Below are 22,456 nucleotides of genomic sequence, written 5' to 3'. Positions count from 1 at the left end.
TGACAGCCCCACCCCAAGGAGCCGACCTTGACCGACGCCGAACTGATCCGCCGCTGCCACACCGTCTTCCCGGGCCACCGTGCCCGCACGCCCGCCGAGACCTTCGCCGCGATGGCCGCCTGGTGCGAGCAGCACGGCGCCCTGCACGACGTCTACGGCAACGGTGAGCTCATCGAAGCGTTCGAGGCCAAGGTCGCCGCCCGGCTGGGCATGGAGGCGGCCGTGTTCTGCATCAGCGGCACGATGGCCCAGGTCACGGCGCTGCGCCTGGCCTGCGCCGACCGCGGCGGCCTCCCCGCGGCGCTGCACCCGACCTCCCACATCTTCGTGCACGAACGCTCGAACTACCAGCTGCTCGGCCATTTCGACGCGCTCCAGGTTGGCGACCGCCACCGCCCGTGGACGCTGGCCGACCTGGAAGCGGTGCCCGACCGGCTGGGTGCGATCGGCATCGAGATCCCGATGCGCGAAATTGGCGGCCAGGTGCCCTCCTGGGACGAGCTGGAAGCGATCAAGCGCCACGCCAGGGCGCGCGGCGCGCACCTGCACATGGACGGGGCCCGGCTGTGGGAAGCGGCGGCCGGCTATGGCCGCAGCGCCGCCGAGATCGCCGCCGGCTTCGATTCCGTCTACGTCTCGCTGTACAAGGGCATCGGCGGCCTGGGCGGCGCCATGCTCGCCGGCAGCGGCGGCTTCGTGGAGCGCGCCGCCGAGTGGTTCCGGCGCCAGGGCGGCAACGTCATCCACCGCACGCCCTACGTGGTTGCGGCCGCCATGCAGTTCGACGCGCGCCTGGCCGCCATGCCGGACTATTTCAGGCGCACCGAATTCCTGGCCGCGGCCCTGCGCGCCCATCCGCAGATTCGCGTCAACCCATCTACGCCCGCCGCCAACATGCTGCACCTGCACCTGCCGGTAAGCCGCGAGCGGGCAGCGGCGATCCGCACCGAGCTGGCCGAGCGCCGCGGCATCTGGATGTTCAACCGCGTCTCGCACGGGGCGCTGCCCGACACCAGCTATGTCGAACTGTACGTGGGCGACAACCTGCTCCACATGCCGGACGCGCGCCTGCTCGAAGCGCTGGCGATCTTCGCAGGGGCATTGGCAGCTGGATAAGCTACAATGGCGGGTTTCTTTTGAAGGCTAGCGATGCGCCAATATCTCGACTTCATGCGCCATGTGAAAGAGCACGGCGCGCTCAAAACCGACCGCACCGGTACCGGCACCCTGTCCGTGTTCGGCCACCAGATGCGTTTCGATCTGCAGGACGGTTTTCCGCTGGTGACCACCAAGAAGGTCCACCTCAAGTCGATCATCCATGAACTCATCTGGTTCCTCCAGGGTTCGACCAACATCGGCTACCTGAAGGAAAACGGCGTCAGCATCTGGGACGAATGGGCGGACGCCAACGGCGACCTCGGCCCCATCTACGGCTACCAATGGCGGAATTGGCCAGCACCGGCTGGCCAACACATCGACCAGATCAGCCAGGTGCTGGACCAGATCAGGAACAACCCGGACTCGCGCCGCATGATCGTCTCGGCCTGGAACGTGGCCGACATCCCGCAGATGAAGCTGCCGCCCTGCCACGCGCTGTTCCAGTTCTACGTCGCCGACGGCAAGCTGTCCTGCCAGCTCTACCAGCGCAGCGCCGACATCTTCCTCGGCGTGCCCTTCAACATCGCCTCGTATGCGCTGCTGACCCACATGATGGCGCAGCAGGCCGGACTGGAAGTGGGCGACTTCGTCTGGACCGGGGGCGACTGCCACCTGTACTCGAACCACCTGGAACAGGCCGCGCTCCAGCTCTCGCGCGACCCGCTGCCGCTCCCGAAACTCGTCATCCAGCGCAAGCCCGATTCGCTGTTCGACTACCGCTTCGAGGACTTCGCCTTCGTCGATTACCAGTCGCATCCGGCCATCAAGGCGCCGGTGGCGGTGTAATGCGCCGGGCCTGAAGCGCATGCTGGGGACGGTGGTGGCGCTGGCCGCACGCGGCGCCGACAGGAAGCTGGCCGCGGCCGGCTGCCTGCAGCTGGTGGCCGGCCGCGGCATTCTCGGCGACTGCCATGCCGATCCGCTGTCGCCGCGCCAGCTGCTGCTGGCCGGCCGCGACGTCTACCGCGACCTCGCGCTTGCGCCGCTCGCCTTGCGCGAAAACCTGCTGCTCGACCTCGATACCGCAGGCCTTTCCTCGGGCAGCGTGCTGGCGGTCGGCGCCGAGGCAAGACTGCGCTTGATGTTCCAGTGCGAAGCCTGCGGCCGGCTCGACCTGGCCCAGCCGCGGCTGGCGGCGCGCATCGGCGCCCGGCGCGGGATGCTGGCGCGCGTGCTGGCCGGTGGCCCGATCCGGGCAGGGGACGCGGTGCGCGACCTGGGCATCCTGGCGCCGTCCTGGCACGAGGACTGGCGCGAACGCGTGCGGCGGGTGCTCGAGGCGGTGCCCGACGGGATGTTGGTCGAATACCGCCAGCTGGCGCGCCTTGCCGGCATCCAGTCCAGCTATTGCCGCACCTTCCCCCGCCTGCTCGGCAAGTTCGGCCCGGAACTGGCGGCGCACGCGGTGTCGGCGCAATCGAAGGCGCCGCAGCCGCGCTGGGCCGGCGACGGCCTGTTCGACGCCCGCTAGATCGGGGCAGACTTGACAGGGCCGCCCCCAGGCGACACCATCTGCCGACTTTACTGCACAAGGACGACCAGCATGCGCCTCCCTACCTCGACTTCCTCCAGCCGTTCGCGGGGCGTCCGATGACGCGCCTCACCATGGTCGTGGCCATCGACGCCCAGCGCGGCATCGGGGTCGACAACCGCCTGCCCTGGCACCTGCCGGAAGACCTGGCGCACTTCAAGCGCGTCACCCTCGGGCGCCCGATCGTCATGGGCCGCAAGACCTTCGATTCGATCGGCCGTCCGCTGCCGGGCCGGCGCAACATCGTCGTCACCCGCAATCCCGACTGGCGCCACGAAGGCGTCGAGGCCGTGACCTCGCTGGAGGCCGCCATCGCGCTGCTGGGCGGGGAGGAAGCGAGCATCATCGGCGGCGCCCAGATTTTCGACAGCGCCCTGCCCCTGGCCGAGCGCCTGATCGTCACCGAAATCGCGCACAGCTTCGCCTGCGATACCTTCTTCCCGCCGATCGACCCGGCCGTGTGGGTCGAGACCGCGCGCGAGCAGCACCGGTCGGAGGCGAACGGCTTCGATTTTGCGTATGTGACCTACCAGCGCAAGAAATGAATACCGTAGGGTGGGCGGCTGCACCCGGCAATGGGCATGCACGCGCCGCATGTGCCGCCCACGCGTCCAGGCGGCCGGTGATCGGTCGTGAGGTGTCACACGGCGGTTGAACGCGTGGGCGGCGTTCGGGCAGCGGGCCGCGCGCGTTTCAGGGTGGAGCCGTCCACCCTACGGGACCGTGCCCTGGGCGGTCCTGACGCGCTGGAGTGCGCCATGCTGGAGCGCATCCCGTTACCCTAGTAAAAAATGTTCACCGGACAGCGGAATTTCTGCGAAAATCCGCTTCTTATTTTACGGTGCCGTGAGGGCGGGCCCTGCCGATAGTCGGCGGGGGTCTGCATCACGGCGCTTCGCATTGGAGCTGTCAATGAAATTTCGTTTCCCCATCATCATTATTGACGAGGACTTCCGGTCCGAGAACACCTCGGGCCTGGGCATCCGCGCCCTGGCCGCCGCGATGGAAAAGGAAGGCATGGAAGTGCTCGGCCTGACCAGCTACGGCGACATGTCGCAGTTCGCGCAGCAGCAGTCGCGCGCGTCGGCCTTCGTACTGTCGATCGACGATGAGGAATTCGGCGGCGGTTCGGTCGAGGAAACCGACCAGGCCCTGACCAGCCTGCGCTCCTTCGTGCAGGAGATCCGCCACAAGAACTCGAACATCCCGATCTACATCTACGGCGAGACGCGCACCAGCCGCCACATCCCGAACGAGATCCTGAAGGAGCTGCACGGCTTCATCCACATGTTCGAGGACACGCCGGAATTCGTCGCGCGCCACATCATCCGCGAAGCCAAGGCCTACCTCGACTCGCTCGCGCCGCCCTTCTTCCGCGCGCTGGTGAACTACGCCTACGACGGCTCCTATTCCTGGCACTGCCCCGGCCACTCGGGCGGCGTCGCCTTCCTGAAGAGCCCGATCGGCCAGATGTTCCACCAGTTCTTCGGCGAGAACATGCTGCGCGCCGACGTCTGCAACGCGGTCGAGGAACTGGGCCAGCTGCTCGACCACACCGGCCCGGTCGCCAAGTCCGAACGCAACGCCGCCCGCATCTACGGCGCCGACCACTGCTATTTCGTCACCAACGGCACCTCGACCTCCAACAAGATGGTCTGGCACAGCACGGTCGCGCCGGGCGACATCGTCGTGGTCGACCGCAACTGCCACAAGTCGATCCTGCACTCGATCATCATGTGCGGCGCGATTCCCGTGTTCCTGATGCCGACCCGGAACAACCTCGGCATCATCGGCCCGATCCCGCTGGAAGAGTTCACGCCCGAATCGATCGCCCGCAAGATCGAGGCCAACCCCTTCGCCCGCGAAGCCAAGGACAAGAAGCCGCGCATTCTCACCATCACCCAGTCGACCTACGACGGCGTGGTCTACAACGTCGAGACCCTGCGCGAGATGTTGGACGGGAAGATCGAGACCCTGCACTTCGACGAAGCCTGGCTGCCGCACGCGACCTTCCACGACTTCTACAAGAACATGCACGCGATCGGCCGCGACCGTCCGCGCGCGAAGCAGTCGATGATCTTCTCGACCCAGTCGACCCACAAGCTGCTGGCCGGCCTGTCGCAGGCCTCGCAGGTGCTGGTGCGCGAATCGGAATCGGTCAAGCTCGACCAGGACGCCTTCAACGAAGCCTTCCTGATGCACACCTCGACCTCGCCCCAGTACTCGATCATCGCTTCCTGCGACGTCGCCGCGGCCATGATGGAAGCGCCGGGCGGCACCGCGCTGGTCGAGGAATCGATCCTGGAAGCGCTCGACTTCCGCCGCGCCATGAAGAAGGTCGACCAGGAGTTCGGCGAGGACTGGTGGTTCAAGGTCTGGGGCCCGGACGTCACCTCGGAAGAAGGCATCGGCACCCAGGAAGACTGGATGATCCACGCCGAGGACGACTGGCACGGCTTCGGCAAGCTGGCGCCGGGCTTCAACATGCTCGACCCGATCAAGTCGACCGTCGTCACGCCGGGCCTGTCCCTGGACGGCAAGTTTGGCGAGACCGGCATCCCGGCCTCGATCGTCACCAAGTACCTGGCCGAGCACGGCGTCATCATCGAGAAGTGCGGGCTGTACTCGTTCTTCATCATGTTCACGATCGGCATCACCAAGGGCCGCTGGAACACCCTGGTCACCGCGCTCCAGCAGTTCAAGGACGACTACGACCGCAACAAGCAGATGTGGCAGGTGATGCCGCAGTTCGCCGCCGCCAACCCGCGCTACGAGAACAGCGGCCTGCGCGACCTGTGCAGCTCGATCCACAGCTTCTACAAGCAGTACGACGTGGCGCGCCTGACGACCGAGATGTACCTGTCGGACATGGTGCCGGCGATGAAGCCGTCCGACGCCTTCGCCAAGATGGCGCGCCGCGACATCGAGCGCGTGGCGATCGAGGACCTGGAAGGCCGCACCACGGCCATCCTGCTGACGCCTTACCCGCCGGGCATCCCGCTCCTGATCCCGGGCGAGCGCTTCAACCGCACCATCGTCGACTACCTGCGCTTCGCACGCGACTTCAACGAGCGCTTCCCGGGCTTCGAGACCGACGTGCACGGCCTGGTCAAGCGCGAGGTGAACGGCAAGCGCGACTACTTCGTCGATTGCGTGAAGCAGGACTGATGCATCTGGTCCGGATGTGAAAAGAGGAGCCGCTGGCTCCTCTTTTTTTTGGTGCTGTGTTCCGGCTTTCGTAGGGTGGACGGGTCTCCCGTCCACGCGTTCAAGCTGTGCACGCCCCGGCCACAGCGCCGCGTTTCCGGCACGGTTTGAACGCGTGGACGGCGCACCTGGCGCGTCGATTCGCAAGGATCGGTGGAGCCGTCCACCCTACCTGCGTTTCAGCTCCACGATCGGCGCGGGCTGTGCCGGCACCGGCGCCTCGGCGGCATTCATCTCGGCGCGCGCCTGGGTGATCACGCTGCGCGCCGCCGTCAAGCCGAGCACGCCCATGACGCCGGCCACGAACAGGTCGGGCAAGCCGCTGCCGGCCTGCCACACGCCGAGCGCGGCAAGCAGCACGGCCACGTTGCCGATCATGTCGTTGCGCGTGCACAGCCAGACCGAGCGCATGTTGGCGTCGCCGTTACGGAAGGCAAACAGCAGCACCGCGACCAGGCCGTTGGCAAGCAGCGCGGCGACGCCGATCACGCCCATGGTTTCGGCCTTCGGCACGATGCCCGACGCCAGGTGCCAGAGCGCGGTGCCGATCACGAAGACGCCGTAGGCGCCCATCGTCGCGCCTTTGACCAGCGCGGTGCGCGAGCGCCAGATCGGCGCCAGGCCGAGCACGAACAGGGAGATGCCGTAGTTGGCCGCATCGCCGAAGAAGTCGACCGCGTCGGCCAGCAGCGAGACCGAGCCGGCTGCCCAGCCGCCGACCAGTTCGACGCCGAACATCAGGGCGTTGACGACGAGCGCGATCCACAGCACCCTGCGGTAACGCGGATCGACCGGCGGCTTGCTTGAAGAGCAGCCGCCGCTGCAGCAATCTGCCACATCAGCCTCCGGCAAACATGATTCGAATTATGAAGTCTACCCCGAAAAACCGTATCAGGTTTTCGGCAGCGTGACGCCGTGCTGGCCCTGGTACTTGCCGCCGCGGTCCTTGTACGAGGTCTCGCACACTTCGTCGCTCTCGAAGAACAGCACCTGGGCGCAGCCTTCGCCGGCGTAGATCTTCGCCGGCAGCGGAGTCGTGTTCGAGAACTCCAGCGTCACATAGCCTTCCCACTCGGGCTCGAACGGCGTCACGTTGACGATGATCCCGCAGCGCGCATAGGTCGATTTGCCGAGGCAGATCGTCAGCACGTTGCGCGGGATGCGGAAGTATTCCATGGTGCGCGCCAGCGCGAAGGAATTCGGCGGGATGATGCAGACGTCGCTCTTGATGTCGACGAAGGATTTCTCGTCGAAGTTCTTGGGGTCGACGATGGTGCTGTTGATGTTGGTGAAGACCTTGAATTCGTCGGCGCAGCGGATGTCGTATCCGTACGAGGACGTGCCGTAGGAGATGATACGGCGTCCTTCCTGCTCGCGCACCTGGCCCGGCTCGAACGGCTCGATCATGCCGGTTTCCTGCGCCATGCGGCGGATCCATTTATCGCTCTTGATGCTCATCGCTGATTCTTTCCTGTATAGCTGGCAATCTCGCAATTTTACGCGAAAAGCGCCGCCTGGCAGCGAAGTCGATGCGGGGTCCTTGCACGGCCTTCAGGCGGCCTGGCCCTGGCGCCTGCGCGGCAAGGGACGCTGCACCAGCATCCGCTGGATCATCTCGTGCGTCAGTTGGGCGGCGCGCGCCGGGTACTCCATCGGAAACAGGTGGCTGCCCTCGGTCATCACGAAATGCTCGCGCACCAGCTTGCGGGTCGAGGCCATGCCGGCCTGGCGCAATTCTTCCGAACGGGTAGCGCCGATAAAGCCGACCGGCACCGGGAATTCGCGCCGGATGATTTCGCCCAGGTGGTGCGGCAGCGAATTGTAGATCCGGGTTTCGACGTCGCGGTCGAAGCGCAGCTGCACGCCGTCCGGATGGGGGGCCAGGCCGACCTCGAGGTAGTCGTCGAGCACGCCCGGCGCCCATGCGGCGAAAATATCTTTCGAGATGAAATGCTGGTAGGCGGCCGCGCGGTCCGGCCACACGTTGCGGCGCCGCTCGGAAAAACGCGCCGGCGAAAAGCGCGAGCCCTTGCCCAGCATTTTGACGAGCCGCCAGGCCACCGCGCGCCAGCCCGCCACCACCGGCGAGTCGAGCATCACCACGCAATGGGCCAGCTCCGGGCGGCGCGCGGCGGCCATCGTGCTGAGCATGCCGCCCAGCGAATGGCCGACCAGGATCGCCGGCCTGCCATGGCCCTCGAGCTGGGCGATCAGCTCGTCCACCAGGCCGTCCCAGCCGTCGCCGACGGGATAGCGCGAATCGTGCCCGACCATGTCGGTGGCCTGCACCTCGTAATGGGTGCGCAAGCCGTCGAGCAGTTGGCGATAGGTCCCGGAGGGGAAACTGTTACCGTGGCAAAAGTGCAGCAGGGGCTTGGTCATGGAGGGCGCATTCGAAAGACGGACTAGGATTGTAATGTGACCACGTCCAAAGCGCGCCCGCTTTAGAGGAAAACGCCTACAGCGGGCTCCGGTGTAAAGCTGGGTAAAAGCCCGGTGCCCGGTGGCGTGGCACGCAAGCCCTTTGTTATGATCGTGGCATGAACCACGTACTGCTGATCGACGACGACAAGGAACTCGTCGGAATGTTGTCCGAATACCTCGAGCAGGAAGGCTTTGCCGTCGCCTGCGCCCACGACGGCGTCGCCGGGGCCCGCGAAGCGCTCAGCGGGCGCTATGCCATCGCCGTCCTCGACGTCATGATGCCCGCGCAAAACGGCATCGACACGCTGCGCCGCATCCGCGAGCAGAGCCGGATCCCGATCCTGATGCTGACCGGCCGCGGCGACGACGCGGACCGCATCCTCGGCCTGGAACTCGGCGCCGACGACTACGTCACCAAGCCCTGCACCCCGCGCGAACTGACCGCGCGCGTGCGCGCCATCCTGCGCCGCACCCACGACACCGCGCCCGGCGGCAGCGGCGGCGCCATCGTGCATGCGGTCGGCAAACTGACGGTCCTGCCCGAGCAGCGCCGCGCCACCTGGGACGGCGCCGCCCTGGAGCTGACCAGCACCGAATTCAACCTGCTGGAGGTGCTGGCGCGCCACGCCGGCCGGCCGGTCAGCAAGGCCGAGCTGTCGGAACAGGGGCTGGGCCGGCCGCTGGCCCGCTTCGACCGCAACATCGACGTCCACCTGAGCAGCCTGCGCCACAAGCTCGGCCTGCTCGAGGATGGCCGCTCTCCCCTGCAAACGGTCTACCGGCTCGGCTACCAGCTGATCCGCGACTAGCGATGGCGTATCCCGCAGCACCCGCAGCGCGTGCGCCGGCGCCCCTCATGGGACGGCTGTTCTGGAAGTTTTTCCTGTCGATCCTGCTGGCGCAGCTGGCGGCTGCCGCCGCCATCGGCAGCGTGTTCTGGCTGCGCGAGCAGGCGCGCCTGCCGGCTGCCGCGCAAGCCATCGAGACCGGGCTGCCGGCCGTCTTCCTGATCGACTCGGCGGCCGTCTCCCTGAAATACGGCGGCCTGCCGGCCCTGCGCGAACTGATCGGGCACATGCGCCGCCATAGCGTCTACGTGGTCGACGCCGACGGCCGCGAGCTGCTCGGGCGCGCCGTTTCGCCGGCCATGTTCGCCCAGGCCCAGCGCGAACTGCAGGCCCAGCACCCCTACGAGCCGGTACGCATCCTCGGCACACCGGACGGCCGCCGCTGGCTTGCCTTCGTGCCCTCGCGCTGGCGCAGCGCCGGCGCGGCGGCGCCGCTGTCGGCGGCCGGCAGCGAAGGCGCGCTCGCCGCCGCCTCCGCGGACGCGACGCCAGATGCGCGCGGCGCAAAGGCCGGCCCGGCCTTCGGCGGCGGACGCGGGCCGCGCGGCCCCTTCGGTCCCGGCGCCGACTTCGGCAAGCCGGTCTTCGTGGTGGCCAGCGTGCTGGTCAGCCTGCTGTTCGCCTTCCTGCTGGCCTGGTATTTTTCGCGCCCCATCCGGGCGCTGCGCAAGGCCTTCGAGGCCGCCGCCGCCGGCGACCTGGCGCCGCGTTTCGGCGGCCGGGCGACCGGCGGCGACGAACTGAAGGACCTCGGGCGCGACTTCGACCGCATGAGCGGCCGGCTGCGCGCCCTGATGGACGGCCAGCGCCGCCTGCTGCACGACGTCTCGCACGAACTGCGCTCGCCGCTGGCGCGCCTGCAGGCCGCGATCGGCCTGGCGCACCAGCAGCCCGACAAGATCGCCGCCTCGCTGGCGCGCATCGAACGCGAGAGCGAGCGCATGGACAAGCTGGTCGGCGAACTGCTGACCCTGTCCCGACTGGAAGCCAACCCCGACCTGCCGAAGGACGAACTGGTCGACATGCAGGAACTTATCGAGGGCATCGCCCAGGACGCGCGCTTCGAGGCCGGCAGCGAAGGCGCGGCCGTCGCGGTCGAGGTCACGGGCGCGGTGCCGGCCCAGGTGCGCGGCGCGCCGGACCTGCTTTGGCGTGCGATCGAGAACGTGGTGCGCAACGCCGTCAAACACGGCGGCGCCGGCAAGCCTGTCGAGGTCAAGCTGCGCAGCGAGGCGCGCGCGGTCTGCATCGACGTGGCCGACCGCGGCCCGGGCATCCTCGAGGAAGACCTGCCGTCGATCTTCCAGCCCTTCTTCCGCTCTAACCCGGCGACCAACATTGTCGATGGCCACGGCCTGGGCCTGGCGATCGCCGAGCGCGTGATCCGCGCCCACGGCGGCACGATCACGGCCTGCAACCGCGACGGCGGAGGCTTGCAGGTGGCGATTACCCTGCCGCTGGCTTCCTGACGCGCGGGCCTCGCTTAATTTTCGTGCCAGTAGCGGGGGCGTTCGCTGCGCCACGCACGTACCGCGATGTCGGCCCCGAATTCGAACGTCAACGCGCCCGACTCGTCGGTGCGCAGGCGGCGGATGCCGAGCGCGCCGTAGCGCTCCCACACCTCCCGCTTCGGGTGGCGATAGCGATTCCGATGACCGACCTGGAACACGCCGATCGACGGCTGCACGGCGGAGAGGAAGGCCGGCGTCGACGAGGTGCCGCTGCCGTGGTGCGGCGCCAGCAACACGTCGGCCCGCAGCGACTCGGGCGCCGCGCGCAGCAGTTGCGCTTCCTGTGCCGCCTCGATGTCGGCCGCCAGCAGGATCGCGCGGCCCCGGTTCGACACCCGCAGCACGCAGCTGCGCGCGTTGGGTTTCAGGTCCGGGTCTTCGTAACTGGCGCCGTCCGGCTGCACCATCTCGAACAGCACGCCGTCCCACTCCCAGCGCTGGCCGGCTTCGCAGCGCCGGTGCCGCCGCGCCACCCGCACCACCGGGTGGCCGGGCCCCAGCGAACTCGCGACCCAGTCGACCCGCACTGCCTGGAGCAGGTTCACCGCGCCGCCCACGTGGTCGCTGTCGCTATGGGTCACCACCAGCCCGTCGAGCCGGCCGATGCCGCGCGCCCGCAGGTAGGGCAGGATCACGCGCGTGCCGCCGTCCTGTCCAGGCGCGTACTGCGGACCGGTATCGTAGAGCAGCCGGTGGCGCTCGGTCTCGACCAGCAGCGCCATGCCCTGGCCGACGTCGAAGGCGGTGACGATGAAGCGTCCCGGCTCCGGATGGGTCGGCAGCAGCGTGAACAGGGGCAGCCAGGCGGCGGCGCCCGCCCAGCGGTGCGGCCAGCCGCGCGGCGCCAGCATCCAGGCCGTGCCGGCCAGCGCCAGCACGAACAGCCAGGGCGGCGGCGCCGCTGCGCTGTGGACGGCGAGCGGCAGCGCGGCCAGCCAGCCCAGCACGCCGGCCAGCACTTCGACCGCGAAGTGGGCTGCCCACAGCACCGGCTGCGCAAGCGGCGCAGGCAACAGGCTGCCCAGCAGCGCCAGCGGCGTCACGACGAAGCTCACCACGGGAATCGCCAGCGCATTCGCGAGCGGCCCCACCAGCGACACCTGCGAAAACAGCAGCAGCGTCAGCGGAACCAGGCCGAGCGTGACCGCATACTGCGTGCGCGCCGCCAGCCAGAGCGCGCCGCGCCAGCCGGGCTGCTCGCCGCCCAGCCTCCCCAGCCCGGCATACAGGATCACGGCCACCGCGCCGAACGACAGCCAGAACCCGGGCCACAGCACGGCCCAGGGGTCGAGCAGGACCACCAGCCCGAGCGCCAGGCACAGGATGTGCGACACGCTGGTCAGCCGCCCCATCCACAGGGCCAGGGCGACCACGGCCAGCATGTAGAGCGTGCGCTGGGCCGGCACCCCAAAGCCGGCGAGCAGCACGTACAGCAGCGCGCCGCCGGCGCCGGCCAGCGCGGCCACCTTCTGCGCCGGCAGCAGCAGCGGCCAGGCACCCGCCGTGAAGCAGGAACGGCGCCACAGGCTGGCGGCGGCAAAGGCGCACAGCCCCGCGATCATCGTGATGTGCAGTCCCGAGATCGCCACCAGGTGGCTCACGCCGGTGCGGTTGAACACGTCCCAGTCGGCCTGGGCGATGCCGCGCTGGTCGCCGATCACCAGCGCAGTGACGACACCGGCATACGGCTCGCCCTCGAGCGCGCGCGCTATCCGTTCGCGCAGCAGGTAGCGCCCGCGTTCGACGGCGTGCCCGGCGCTGGGCACGAAGTCGTCGAGCCTGCGGTTGCCCTTGGCCACGCGCACATAGCCGGTGGCGCGCACGCCCTGCCCCAGCAGCCAGGCTTCGTAATCGAAACCGTGCGGGTTGGCGTTCCCGTGCGGGCGCTGCAGGCGCACCGTCAGGCGCCAGCGTTCCCCGGGCCGCAGCGACCGGCCCTGGCCGTCGCCGCGGTACCAGGACAGTGCCAGCTTGGGCGGGACCTTGACCTCCCGCGTCAGCACGGTCTCGACTTGCAGGTGGAAACGCACACCCTGGCCGAAGTCGTGCGGCAGGTTGTCGACCCTGCCGACCAGGTCGATGTCGCGCCCCTCGTCGGCCTTGTCGAGCTGCGTCGAGAGCGCGGCGTGGGCAAGACAGGCGGCCCAGCAGAAGCCGAGCAAGGCGCCGGCCAGCGCGGCGGATGGGGGCTTGCGCGAGACCAGCAGCAGGACGAAGGCGGCCAGCGCGCAGGCGAGCAGGCGCCAGGCATCGGGCAAGGTCGCGCTGGTTTGCAGCAGCGATGCGCCGGCGACGAAGCCGAGGATGGCGGAGCGCATCGTGCGCTGGCGGTGGCGGTGACTTCAGGCTGCGCGCGCTGGCGGCGTCGGCGGGGGATGCCGGACTCCGTTTGAGGCGGCGCCGCGAGAGAGGACTTCGCCGATAGCCCCGGCGGCAACCAAGTCCCCGATCAGCATCCCAACCAGCGCTTTCGCCATTTCCGGACGCGTCATGCCGGGTCTCCGTCGCTGTCGCTGCCGGACTGCTGCGGTGCACTTGCCAGCCGCACGAGGCGCCACGCGCCACGACGCTCGATCGACTTGGCCGAGTTCGCCGAGCGGCTGAAGCCACCGGGCGGGAGGGCAAACGTTGCCGGCGGCAACAGGCTGCCCTGGGCGAACCAGCGCGTCCCGTCGAGCGCGCGCGGGTCTTCGCACAGCCACCAGCCGCTGGCCGGGCATGGAACCCCGGTAGCTGCGAAGCTGCCGACCGCTACGCCTTGTTGTTCCATCGTGGATGGGCCGGAACCGGCGGAAGTGACGGTGGCTGCTGCTACCGGCGTTGCCTGCGCTAGCGGCACGGGCGACGGCACCCGTTCGCGGCTGCGCTTGTCGACCAGTTTCCACGAGGTTTGGGTCTTGGATTCGTAGCTCGGCTGCACGCCCCTCAGCTTTTCCCACAAGCTTTGCGGGGGCAGCAGCAAGGCCTGCGGCATGCGCTCGCCCTTCCTGATGTACTGGCGCTGGCCGCCCAGGACGCCAATACCCTTGCCGCCGTCACTGCATTGCCACCAGCCGCTTTCGGGGCAGCGGTCGCCGGCCCAGGCGTAGCTGCCCAGGAGCGTGTTGGGCGGTTCAGCAACGGCATGTTTAGGTGGCTCTGTAGGACGCACGCGGATACTGGACGAAATCCTGTCCCAAAGCGCCATGGCAGCGTCTTGCGATAATGACGAAGGCACTGGTCCATGGTCACCCTCTCCGGTATCCATCTGAAAAACGAGATGCGGTACAAAAACGTTGTCGGTTGTTCCAGCCACCTCCCACCAGAAGCTGTAGACGACTGAGTCGTTCTCCTCGTTAACCCGTCTGATCAGCTCCTCTCCAGGGAGGCCGCCAATCGTGCGAGGCGCTGCACGCAGCCTGGAGAGGCGCGTCCTCTCAGGCAGCGACAGCCGTTCTTCGGACGCAGCGCCGCGCTCAAGAAGACCTTCCTTATCGGGCTTAATGCCGGCGGCCAGAATGAGTACGAAGCGGATGTCAGGGTGACTTGGCAGACGGGCGAACATCGTGATCTGTTCGCCTTGTTCAGCGGTGAGCGGGTCACGAAAATACGCGTTGTCGAAACAAAAACCAGGACTGGCAGGGACTTTATTGCCCGGATTGGGCACGAGCTTAACGGCAAGCTTTAGAAGGTTCTCGACCCGATCCGGGAAGTAGAAGTCTGACGCCAGATCGATGCTGACACCATTACCATTTACTAAGGCCTCGACAGCAACGCCCTCGTAGCGGTAGCGCTCCACCTCCAACCCGTTCGCTGCAGTACCTTCAGTCACTTTCCGGCTGTGCACGAAAAGCTTGCCGGCGATGCCACTTTGAGCCTTGACATCCTTGGTCAGTTCGAGGTTCCGATTTCCGCCCAGCCGATCCGGCTTGGCTTTGATTTGCGCTTCACGCTCCGCAAGACGTGCTTGAAACTCAGCTGGGGTTTCGGGGAACGCCGAAACTTCGAATCCATCAATACGGGGATCGGTGAGCTCAATGCGGGTTTCCTCCGGCAGATCGACAAGGAACCTCCCGACGCACACTGTTTTCATTTTTTCTGTCATCCGCGCCACCTCGTGTTTATCCACACGCGTCATTTCGTGTTTATTCAGGACCTTGCCCACGGCCCAAGCGGTCGCCAAACCTGCGATAACGATCGCGACCAGCACTTTTGCCGGCCTATTCTGGGTCCAGCGCTTCACGACATCTCCTGGACGATCTTCACGACCAAGTGAAGCGTCAGCTTCAGCATGTCTTCATTCTTATACGATCCCTGATGGTCATAGCCCCGCGTCGCGAACACCTGCTTCACGTGGCTAGCCACCCCGGCGCCCGACAGACGGGGAACGGTCCCGTCTCCACCGACATCCTGTCCCTCCGGATCGAAATGCAGCTCAGCTTTGCCTTCGACAAGAACTCGCCGCTGACCACTGGCCGTATGGCTAAGAAAGGTTGCAGCCGCGAGGTTGGCGGTGGTCAACGCGCAAGCTGAGCCCGGGCCTTGCCGTGCGACCCACCGGACTTGTCCGTATGACAGTTCATTTGGATCGTCACCATAAAATGCGTAAGTGTTGGGGTGATAATAATTTCCCAACGTGCGGTGAAATGTTTCGGCAGTCGCAATTGCTGATCTGATTTCGAGCTCTACACCACCGGGCTTTTTCGCAAACCTTCCAGCAGGGTCGGCAAGTAATGGATTGATAAGCCGGTACCAAGACTTGAGGTCTCGATATAGCTCGTATGGATTTGGCGAGCGCGCGTTGGGTAGGTGCAGATAGTCGGCAGAGGTTTCCTTGAACCGAACCACATCATCCCTTGCGGCATAGCCTGCCGCTCGAGGCGGGCCAGACGACTTGATTACCCGGACATGTAGCCAGGGCTGGGGGTAAAGGTGGTTTGGCAGCAGCTCCAGCGCCCCAGGCGACGTCGCTAGCACAGGAGTTGTTTTGTCGGTTGTTTGTCCCAGGATCATTGCGACTCTGGACGCTTCAAAATTCGCAATAGCGCCGTTCCCGGGACTCGACGCTTCAGTTCCACAGGCGATTCGACGGTAAGCAGCAGGTGCTCCCAGGGCGGGCATTACGGCGTGAATTACTCCTGCAATTTGGTCGGGAATACGCTTGGCGCAGGCTCTCGCCACCAACCCTCCCATGGAGTGCGTAACAAGAATAACTTTGTCGCAGCGCCGTTTCGTCTTCCTCCACGATTCGAGAATTGCCTGGATGCGCTTTTCCAACACCTCCGACGACCTTTCACAGTCGTGGAGCCAGCAATATCCCACCGCATACACGGGAAAGTAGTAATTAGCGTGTTTTCTAAGCTCATTTTCCGTTAGCGGCGCACAGTCGCGGAGCCCCCACTTTTTTGGGTCACAGGCGATCACATCCTGCCAATGCTTTTTAACGAAAGGCTTTTTTTTCTGATAATCAAATCCAAACGTCTGGTTCAGACACGTTTGCAGCGCGTAAAGGAGAGGTCCGTAGGATTCAGCGTGAACTTCGCCCCAACCGCGCCGGCGCACATCGTCTTCTTTCAGAACATATTCGTTATCCGAATTCGGCAGCACGACAGGACCACTACCGTCAACCTCCAAAGTCGGAGCGTCCAAGAGCAATTGCCGATCCGTTGACGTATAGCCGTCCCATTTCGTGGCTGCTCGCAGCCCTTCGACCTTGCCGTTCGGCGGGCGCCAGACTGGCTCGCCGGGCTGGGCCCGCTTATTCGTTTCCTCGCCTTGCCCGTCCCGCCGTTGTTTTCTTTTCGCCCTGAGATTCGTTCCCATGATTCCAGGGACAACGATAACCGGAACAATATTATTGGGCGGCAGGAGAGCCAAGCCACGCAGGGTGTACTCCGTCGAAGACATGAGCGAATCAACCTCCCACCCGCCGTTCGGCAACGGCTTGGGAGGCGCCAGCGGCCTGGTCTTCTCGCTCATGACGTCGCTGCCCGTCTACCGGCAATCAAGGAAGCAGCTCGAAGCGCACCGGCCCCAGCGTGGCGCTGTGCAGGAGCGAGGTGCGCCCGTCCGTATCGCTGACCCCGTCGACGGTGCTGCCATCCTCCAGATGCGCGATGTAGCGCTGGTTGGGAATCGGTTCGCGCGTCTGCAGGTGGCGCAGCACCAGGCGTTCGTCGGTGCGGATCCTGGAGCTGGCGAAATCGAGGGGGGCCGGGGTGCCGCCGCCGGCGCCGGAGTGCACCACCTTGCTGGCCTTGACGAATTGCTTGTCGGCGCTCTGCTGGGTGATGGTGCCGTCGGCCCATTCGGTCTGCGCGCCCTTCGAGACGATGCGCACCAGCGGCGCCTCGATGTGGATCGCTTCCGACGAGATCAGGCTGATCCGGCCGGATGACTTGAGCGCGATCCGCCCCTGGTGGGCCTCGACCGCCACGTCGCCGCGCCCGGCCACGAGCTTGATGCCCAGGGCCTGCGCGAAGACGCTGATCGCGCGCGCCGCGCGCACGAAGACGTTGCGCCCGGCGGCGACTTCGGCGTCGCCGCCGCTGACCACGTCCACCTTTTTTTCGGAGCCGAGCGCCACGTTGTCCTGGCTGGCCAGCACGATGCCGGCCGGCGCGGTGACGGCGACCATCGGCGCGCCGCCGCCGCCGCTGCTTGCGGCCACGTTGCTGCCCGCATCCCAGGCCTTGAGCTTGTCGACCAGTTCGGCCAGGCGCCCGTTGCTCGCCTCGTCGCCGGCATGCTCCGCCGCCAGCCTGGCCATCTCGTCGGCAACGCTCTGCATCAGCGCGGCCAGGCCGCTCAAGCCCTCGCGCGCCAGTTGCGTGCCCTCGGCTGCCGGCGAAGCTTCCGCGGAGACCAGCACGCCTTCGCGGCCGCGGATGGCGACGGCGCGCTCGCTGCGCAGTTCCGCGCCCTCGCCGCGCGGCGCGGCGGCGCCGTTGGCGCGCGGGCGGGTCAGCCAGCCCAGGTTCAGTTGCGAGGCGCCGTGGTCGCTCGCCAGTTGCGCGCTGATCTCGCCGCGGGTGTCGTCGAAGCGCAGCTGGCTGCCGCGCTGGCCGCCGATCTCGCGGCTGCGCAGGCCCGACAGGTAGCGGTTGCCCGGCAATTCGCCGTCCGCGCTCAGCGCCGGCGGCACGGCGCGGCTGTTGAACAGCTGCGACAGCACGATCGGACGGTCCGGGTCGCCGCCGAGGAAGGCGACCAGCACCTCGGTGCCCACGCGCGGCAGGCCGAGGGCGCCGCACTGGCGCTGGCTGCCCGGGCCGTTGCCGGCCCAGTTCGAGGCGACGCGCACCCAGGCCGAATCGGCCGGCGCGCCCGAGACCCCGGCGCCGTTGGCGTGGCCGTGGTCGCTCGGGCGCATGCCGGGAAAACGGATCTTCACGCGGCCCAGGGCGTCGCAGTGCACTTCCTCGTTTTCGGGCCCGACCACGAGCGCGCTTTGCAGTTGCGGATGCGGCAGGTCGACGCGCGGGTCGTAAGCCGGCACGAAGGTAACGCCGCGCCGCACCGCCGTGAAACGGACGTGGACGCGGGCGGCGCCGAGTCCGGCGGCGCCCTGCTGCCCGCCGTGGTCCCAGCGGCTGCGCGCGAGCAGGCGTTCGATGCGCGCCGACAGGTCGCCCGGCAGGTTGTTGGTCACGCTCGCATGCAGCTCGGTGATGACGAACTGGCGCTCGGCCGGCGGATGGGCGTCGATTTCCGGGTGGCCGGCCAGGGTGAAATACTGCCCGGCGCAAAAGTCGCGCACGCTGCCTTCGCCGTGGAAGCACTTCGCTTCCAGTTCGTGGCGCTGCATGCGCAACTGGCCAAGGCGCCAGTGGTCCTCGAAGTCGTTGCCGGCGTGCGGCGCCTCGACCAGGTAGTCGTCCAGGCTGGCGGCAAAGCCGCTGCCCCAGCCGCCCTGGTCGCTCCCGGTGCGCGCGCTGGCGGCCATGAAGTGGGCGCCGCCCGGATTCTTGTAGTCCCAGCTGTGGCGCGTGGTGCTGCCCGGCTGCAGGCTGCGCGCGCCGCCCCAGGAGGTGATGGTGTCGCGCTGCTCGGTGGCGTCGTCGCGGTGGTAGCGCACGGTGCCGGCCGTGTTTTCGGGCAGGTTGGCGGCGTCGGCGAACAGCACCAGCGTGTGCGCCGGGACGCGGTCGTGCGCGGCGTCGACGCTGCTGGTGCGGCTGCGGCCGGCGCGGACGGTCCACGAAATGCCGCGCCGGCGCAGCAGGCGGCGTACGAAGGCGGCGTCCGACTCGTTGTACTGCATGGTCTGCTCGCGGCGCGGGTAGCGCTCGGCGTCGAGCAGCGGATCGAGTTCGTATTCGAAGGCGCCGGCCAGCACCGTGTTCGCATGGCGCCACTCGTCGAACAGGACCTGCACGATATCGAGTTCGTTCAGCTGGCGGAAGATGCGGCTGTTGACGCGCTTTTCCATGATCGACAGCGCGTCACGCAGCACCAGCTGGTAGGTCGCGAGGCCGCCGTCGCTGTCGCCGGAGCGCGCTTCGGTGACGATGCCGCAGATGCTGCGCAAGCCGCCGCGGTCGAGCACGACCTGCACTTCGGCCGGCAGCGCGATGAGTTCCTTGAGCGGCAGGGCCGGGTCGCTGGCCACGCAGGAGACGCGGTATTCGATCCCGCCGCAGACCGACTCGCTGCCGCTCAGGCGCTGCGGCAGCAGCAGGTCGTCGAACATGCCCTCGGCATGGTGCAAACGCAGGCGCAGGACCCGGTGCGCGGTGCTCAGTGACTGCTCGTGCCGCAGCACGCGGAGGAACTCGCTCGCGCTATCCACTTACCGTCTCCCAGGCCGAAAAAGCCATGGTCGCATGAACCCGACAATTCCAGATTGCGCTGACTCACAGTGTCCAGGGCGAAACGAGCTGAACTTAAAACGGCATCGCCCACTCGCCTGTACGCATGCACAGGTGAAGCGCGCACACGTGGCGCGACCGCGACACCGGCAAACCCGGGCGCTCCTGCCTCACCAAACGGAACGGGGAATCAGGCCAGCAGCGCAGCCAGCCGCGGTATCGCCGCGATCGAACTGCGCCAGGCAGCCTCGCGCACCTGCCCGGCATCGAGGCCGCGCAGTCCGGCCAGCGCCGCGCCGATCGCCGGCAGCTGTTCCGGGCTGTTGCGGCCCGGGTGGACCCAGGCAGGGGCAATATCCGGCGCGTCGGTCTCGAGCACGATCCGGTCCAGCGGCAGCCCTGTCGCCAGGCGCCGGATCTGGAGCGCGCGGGTAAAGGTCATGGCGCCGCCGAAGCCGAGGTGCATGCCGAGCTTGATGAAGGCAGTTGCCTGCTGCTCGCTGCCGTTGAAGGCATGCGCGATGCCGCCCGGCGGGGTCACCTGGCGCAGGTGCTTCAGCACCTGGTCCTGCGAGCGGCGCACGTGGGTCAGCACCGGCAGCCCGAAGTCGCGCGCGATGCGCAGCTGCTCCCGGAAGAAGCGCTCCTGCTTCTCGCGCATGGCCGGCTCGCACAGCATCGGGATGAAGAAGTCGAGGCCGATCTCGCCGATGGCCACGAACCGCGGGTCGCCCATCGCGGCTTCCGCCTGGGCGCGCAGCGCGGCCAGGTCGTCGTCGCTGGCCTGCGGCACGCAGATCGGATGGATGCCCAGCGCATAGCAGGCGTTGGGCGCGGCGTGGGCGAGGTCGGCGACCGCCCCGAAGTTGCCGCGCTCGACGGCCGGGATCACGATCATCGACACCCCGGCCTGCCCGGCGCGCGCCGCGACCTCGCGCGCTTGCGCGCCGAACTCGTGGGCGTCCAGGTGGCAGTGGGTGTCGATCCACATGGCGCTAGGCTTCCATCGGTTGCAGGCCGTGCTCGGTCAGGCGCAGCGCGCGGTCGCAGCGCCGGGCCAGTTCCATGTCGTGGGTGACGATCACAAAAGCGGTGCCGAGGGTGCGCGACAGTTCCAGCATCAGGTCGAAAATGACGAGCGCGGTCGTGTGGTCGAGGTTACCGGTCGGCTCGTCGGCCAGCACGCAGGCCGGCTCCGTCACCAGGGCGCGCGCCAGCGCCACCCGCTGGCGTTCGCCGCCCGACAGCTCGCCCGGGCGGTGGATCACGCGCTTGCCCAGGCCCACCCGTTCGAGGATGGCCTGGGCCTTGCGCACCGCCTCCGCATGCTTTTCGCGGCGGATCTTCAAGGGCATCGCCACGTTGTCGAGTGCCGAGAATTCGGGCAGCAGGTGGTGGAACTGGTAGACGAAGCCGAGCGAGGAATTGCGCAGGTCGCCGCGGCGGGTCTCGGACAGGGCCGCGAAGTCCTCCCCGAGCAGGGTCACCGAACCGGTGCTCGGCGTATCCAGGCCGCCGAGCAGGTGCAGCAGCGTCGATTTGCCGGAGCCGGAGGCGCCGACGATGGCCACGCGCTCGCCGCGCCGGATCGCGAAGTCGACCTGTTCCAGCACCTGCACCTGGTAATCGCCCTGCTTGAAGGTCTTGCCCAGGCCGCGGCAGGCCAGCACCGGGGTGTCGGTTGCCGCCGCCGCGACAGTTTTCAATGCTTCACTCATAGCGCAGCGCCTCCGCAGATTTCACGCGCGAGGCGGACCAGCTTGGATAGAGCGTGGCGACGAAGGCCAGCACGACCGCCACGCCGCCGATTTTGAAGACGTCCGGCCAGCGCAAATCCGAGGGCACGGCGCTGAATTGGTAAATATCCTTGGACAAGAACTGCACTCCCAACAAATGTTCAATGAATGGAACGATGACATCGATGTTCAGCGCGACCAGCACGCCGCCGCCCACCCCCAGCGCCGTGCCGAGCAGGCCGGCCACCGCGCCCTGGACCATGAAGATCTTCATGATCGAGCTTGGGGAGGCGCCGAGCGTGCGCAGGATGGCGATGTCGGGCTGCTTGTCGGTCACCGTCATCACCAGCGTCGAGACGAGGTTGAAGGCGGCCACCGTGACGATCAGGGTCAGGATGATGAACATCATCTTCTTTTCGGTCTGTACGGCGCCGAACCAGACGGCGTTCAGTTTCGACCAGTCGCGCATCACCAATTGGCCCGGCGCGCCCGACATCGATTTTTCCAGCTCGGCCGCCACCTGGGGCGCGGCATGCATGTCGGCCACCTTCAGGCGCAGGCCGGCCGGCGCCGACAGGCGCTCCATCTTCTGCGCATCCTCGATGCCGATGAAGGCCATGCCGCTGTCGAACTCCATGTGGCCGGATTCGAAGATGCCCGACACGGTGAACGAGCGCATGCGCGGCAGCATGCCGGCCGGGGTGGTCTGGGCCTGGGCCAGCAGCATGGTGACCTTGTCGCCGACCTGCACGTTCAGGCCGGCCGCCAGCGCGTAGCCGAGCACGATGTTGAAGCTGCCGGGCGTGAGCGAATCGAGACTGCCCTGGCGCATGGTGTTGGCGATTTCCGAGACCTTGCGCTCGGCGCTCGGGAGCACGCCGCGGATGGTCACCGGGCGCATGGCGCCGTTCTTTTGCAGCAGCCCCTGCGACTCCACGAACGGCGCGGCGGCCAGCACCTTCGGGTTGCGCAGCGCTTCCCGCTCGGCCTCGCGCCACTGCGGCATGTCGCCGCGCGCGTCGAACACCTCGATATGGGCCAGCACCGACAGCATGCGGTCGGTGACCTGCTTCTGGAAGCCGTTCATCACCGACAGCACGATGATCAGCGCGGCCACGCCAAGGCCGATCCCGGCCACCGAGATGAGCGAAATGAAGGAGATGAAGCCGCTGCGGCCCGTGCCCTTGCCGGCGCGGGTGTAGCGCAGGCCGACCAGCCATTCGAAGGGCAAATTGTGGATGATGCTCATGGT

At 67.3% G+C, this 22,456-nt stretch carries 17 protein-coding genes; 7 read left to right on the top strand and 10 right to left on the bottom strand.

What is annotated here, in order from left to right:
- Nucleotides 1-27 precede the first annotated feature (27 nt).
- The 5 genes from ACFPAH_RS12170 (at nucleotide 28) to ACFPAH_RS12150 (ending at nucleotide 5,857) form a co-directional block, all read left to right on the top strand.
- Entirely contained in the window at nucleotides 28-1,116 is a 1,089-nt protein-coding gene (locus ACFPAH_RS12170; protein WP_379745316.1) for a threonine aldolase family protein, read from the top strand.
- Nucleotides 1,117-1,149: 33 nt separating this feature from the next.
- The gene (locus tag ACFPAH_RS12165; protein WP_379745313.1) at nucleotides 1,150-1,944 is read left to right on the top strand and encodes a thymidylate synthase; all 795 of its coding nucleotides are present in this window, start codon (nucleotides 1,150-1,152) and stop codon (nucleotides 1,942-1,944) included.
- A gap of 19 nt (nucleotides 1,945-1,963) precedes the next feature.
- Nucleotides 1,964-2,629, top strand: coding sequence for an MOSC domain-containing protein (locus ACFPAH_RS12160; protein WP_379745310.1), 666 nt, complete (start codon nucleotides 1,964-1,966; stop codon nucleotides 2,627-2,629).
- Nucleotides 2,630-2,748: 119 nt separating this feature from the next.
- Entirely contained in the window at nucleotides 2,749-3,234 is a 486-nt protein-coding gene (locus tag ACFPAH_RS12155) for a dihydrofolate reductase (RefSeq protein ID WP_379745307.1), read from the top strand.
- Between the two features lie 367 nt (nucleotides 3,235-3,601).
- Nucleotides 3,602-5,857, top strand: coding sequence for an Orn/Lys/Arg decarboxylase N-terminal domain-containing protein (locus ACFPAH_RS12150; RefSeq protein ID WP_379745304.1), 2,256 nt, complete (start codon nucleotides 3,602-3,604; stop codon nucleotides 5,855-5,857).
- 207 nt (nucleotides 5,858-6,064) lie between these two features.
- Here the strand turns inward: ACFPAH_RS12150 and ACFPAH_RS12145 are convergent, their stop codons facing one another.
- The 3 genes from ACFPAH_RS12145 to ACFPAH_RS12135 all read right to left on the bottom strand — a co-directional run bounded on the left by ACFPAH_RS12145 (nucleotide 6,065) and on the right by ACFPAH_RS12135 (nucleotide 8,278).
- Nucleotides 6,065-6,733 (bottom strand): cation transporter, encoded by a 669-nt coding sequence (locus ACFPAH_RS12145; protein ID WP_379745301.1) that lies wholly within the window; start codon nucleotides 6,731-6,733, stop codon nucleotides 6,065-6,067.
- Nucleotides 6,734-6,787: 54 nt separating this feature from the next.
- Nucleotides 6,788-7,354, bottom strand: coding sequence for a dCTP deaminase (gene dcd / locus ACFPAH_RS12140; RefSeq protein WP_379745298.1), 567 nt, complete (start codon nucleotides 7,352-7,354; stop codon nucleotides 6,788-6,790).
- A 93-nt stretch (nucleotides 7,355-7,447) separates the two neighbouring features.
- Complete coding sequence (locus ACFPAH_RS12135) at nucleotides 7,448-8,278, bottom strand: alpha/beta fold hydrolase (RefSeq protein WP_379745295.1); 831 nt, start codon at nucleotides 8,276-8,278, stop codon at nucleotides 7,448-7,450.
- A 158-nt stretch (nucleotides 8,279-8,436) separates the two neighbouring features.
- On the opposite strand from ACFPAH_RS12135, the gene ACFPAH_RS12130 reads away from it, so the two are divergent.
- Both ACFPAH_RS12130 and ACFPAH_RS12125 read left to right on the top strand, forming a co-directional pair.
- On the top strand, nucleotides 8,437-9,129 hold the full coding sequence (locus ACFPAH_RS12130; protein WP_379745292.1) for a response regulator: 693 nt from the start codon (nucleotides 8,437-8,439) through the stop codon (nucleotides 9,127-9,129).
- Nucleotides 9,130-9,176: 47 nt separating this feature from the next.
- Nucleotides 9,177-10,637, top strand: a complete 1,461-nt coding sequence (locus ACFPAH_RS12125; protein WP_379745289.1) for a sensor histidine kinase — start codon at nucleotides 9,177-9,179, stop codon at nucleotides 10,635-10,637.
- Nucleotides 10,638-10,651: 14 nt separating this feature from the next.
- Here ACFPAH_RS12125 and ACFPAH_RS12120 read toward each other — a convergent pair whose 3' ends face one another.
- From ACFPAH_RS12120 to ACFPAH_RS12090, 7 genes are all read right to left on the bottom strand, one after another.
- The gene (locus ACFPAH_RS12120) at nucleotides 10,652-12,997 is read right to left on the bottom strand and encodes a DNA internalization-related competence protein ComEC/Rec2 (protein ID WP_379745286.1); all 2,346 of its coding nucleotides are present in this window, start codon (nucleotides 12,995-12,997) and stop codon (nucleotides 10,652-10,654) included.
- 170 nt (nucleotides 12,998-13,167) lie between these two features.
- Nucleotides 13,168-14,901 (bottom strand): T6SS immunity protein Tli4 family protein, encoded by a 1,734-nt coding sequence (locus ACFPAH_RS12115; RefSeq protein ID WP_379745283.1) that lies wholly within the window; start codon nucleotides 14,899-14,901, stop codon nucleotides 13,168-13,170.
- Complete coding sequence (locus ACFPAH_RS12110; protein ID WP_379745280.1) at nucleotides 14,898-16,637, bottom strand: esterase/lipase family protein; 1,740 nt, start codon at nucleotides 16,635-16,637, stop codon at nucleotides 14,898-14,900. The genes ACFPAH_RS12115 and ACFPAH_RS12110 overlap by 4 nt, the downstream gene beginning before the upstream one ends.
- A 25-nt stretch (nucleotides 16,638-16,662) precedes the next feature.
- Nucleotides 16,663-19,449: a type VI secretion system Vgr family protein gene (locus ACFPAH_RS12105; RefSeq protein ID WP_379745277.1), complete on the bottom strand. Its 2,787-nt coding sequence runs from the start codon at nucleotides 19,447-19,449 to the stop codon at nucleotides 16,663-16,665.
- Nucleotides 19,450-19,658: 209 nt separating this feature from the next.
- Nucleotides 19,659-20,459: a TatD family hydrolase gene (locus tag ACFPAH_RS12100; protein ID WP_379745274.1), complete on the bottom strand. Its 801-nt coding sequence runs from the start codon at nucleotides 20,457-20,459 to the stop codon at nucleotides 19,659-19,661.
- Nucleotides 20,460-20,463: 4 nt separating this feature from the next.
- Nucleotides 20,464-21,186, bottom strand: a complete 723-nt coding sequence (gene lolD / locus ACFPAH_RS12095) for a lipoprotein-releasing ABC transporter ATP-binding protein LolD (protein ID WP_379745271.1) — start codon at nucleotides 21,184-21,186, stop codon at nucleotides 20,464-20,466.
- The gene (locus ACFPAH_RS12090; RefSeq protein WP_379745268.1) at nucleotides 21,179-22,453 is read right to left on the bottom strand and encodes a lipoprotein-releasing ABC transporter permease subunit; all 1,275 of its coding nucleotides are present in this window, start codon (nucleotides 22,451-22,453) and stop codon (nucleotides 21,179-21,181) included. The genes lolD and ACFPAH_RS12090 overlap by 8 nt, the downstream gene beginning before the upstream one ends.
- Nucleotides 22,454-22,456 lie beyond the last annotated feature (3 nt).

The organism is Massilia sp. GCM10023247 (assembly GCF_042653325.1).
Classification (GTDB): domain Bacteria; phylum Pseudomonadota; class Gammaproteobacteria; order Burkholderiales; family Burkholderiaceae_D; genus Telluria.
The sequence above is the reverse complement of the archived record's forward strand: the minus strand, read 5'-3'. Positions and strand labels throughout refer to the sequence as shown.

Coding starts and splice junctions, on each gene's coding strand:
- ACFPAH_RS12100 (WP_379745274.1), bottom strand. CDS start 20,459: ATGTGGATCGACACCCACTGCCACCTGGACGCCCACGAGTTCGGCGCG.
- ACFPAH_RS12150 (WP_379745304.1), top strand. CDS start 3,602: ATGAAATTTCGTTTCCCCATCATCATTATTGACGAGGACTTCCGGTCC.
- ACFPAH_RS12110 (WP_379745280.1), bottom strand. CDS start 16,637: ATGAGCGAGAAGACCAGGCCGCTGGCGCCTCCCAAGCCGTTGCCGAAC.
- ACFPAH_RS12090 (WP_379745268.1), bottom strand. CDS start 22,453: ATGAGCATCATCCACAATTTGCCCTTCGAATGGCTGGTCGGCCTGCGC.
- lolD (WP_379745271.1), bottom strand. CDS start 21,186: ATGAGTGAAGCATTGAAAACTGTCGCGGCGGCGGCAACCGACACCCCG.
- dcd (WP_379745298.1), bottom strand. CDS start 7,354: ATGAGCATCAAGAGCGATAAATGGATCCGCCGCATGGCGCAGGAAACC.
- ACFPAH_RS12135 (WP_379745295.1), bottom strand. CDS start 8,278: ATGACCAAGCCCCTGCTGCACTTTTGCCACGGTAACAGTTTCCCCTCC.
- ACFPAH_RS12130 (WP_379745292.1), top strand. CDS start 8,437: ATGAACCACGTACTGCTGATCGACGACGACAAGGAACTCGTCGGAATG.
- ACFPAH_RS12155 (WP_379745307.1), top strand. CDS start 2,749: ATGACGCGCCTCACCATGGTCGTGGCCATCGACGCCCAGCGCGGCATC.
- ACFPAH_RS12165 (WP_379745313.1), top strand. CDS start 1,150: ATGCGCCAATATCTCGACTTCATGCGCCATGTGAAAGAGCACGGCGCG.
- ACFPAH_RS12120 (WP_379745286.1), bottom strand. CDS start 12,997: ATGCGCTCCGCCATCCTCGGCTTCGTCGCCGGCGCATCGCTGCTGCAA.
- ACFPAH_RS12125 (WP_379745289.1), top strand. CDS start 9,177: ATGGGACGGCTGTTCTGGAAGTTTTTCCTGTCGATCCTGCTGGCGCAG.
- ACFPAH_RS12160 (WP_379745310.1), top strand. CDS start 1,964: ATGCTGGGGACGGTGGTGGCGCTGGCCGCACGCGGCGCCGACAGGAAG.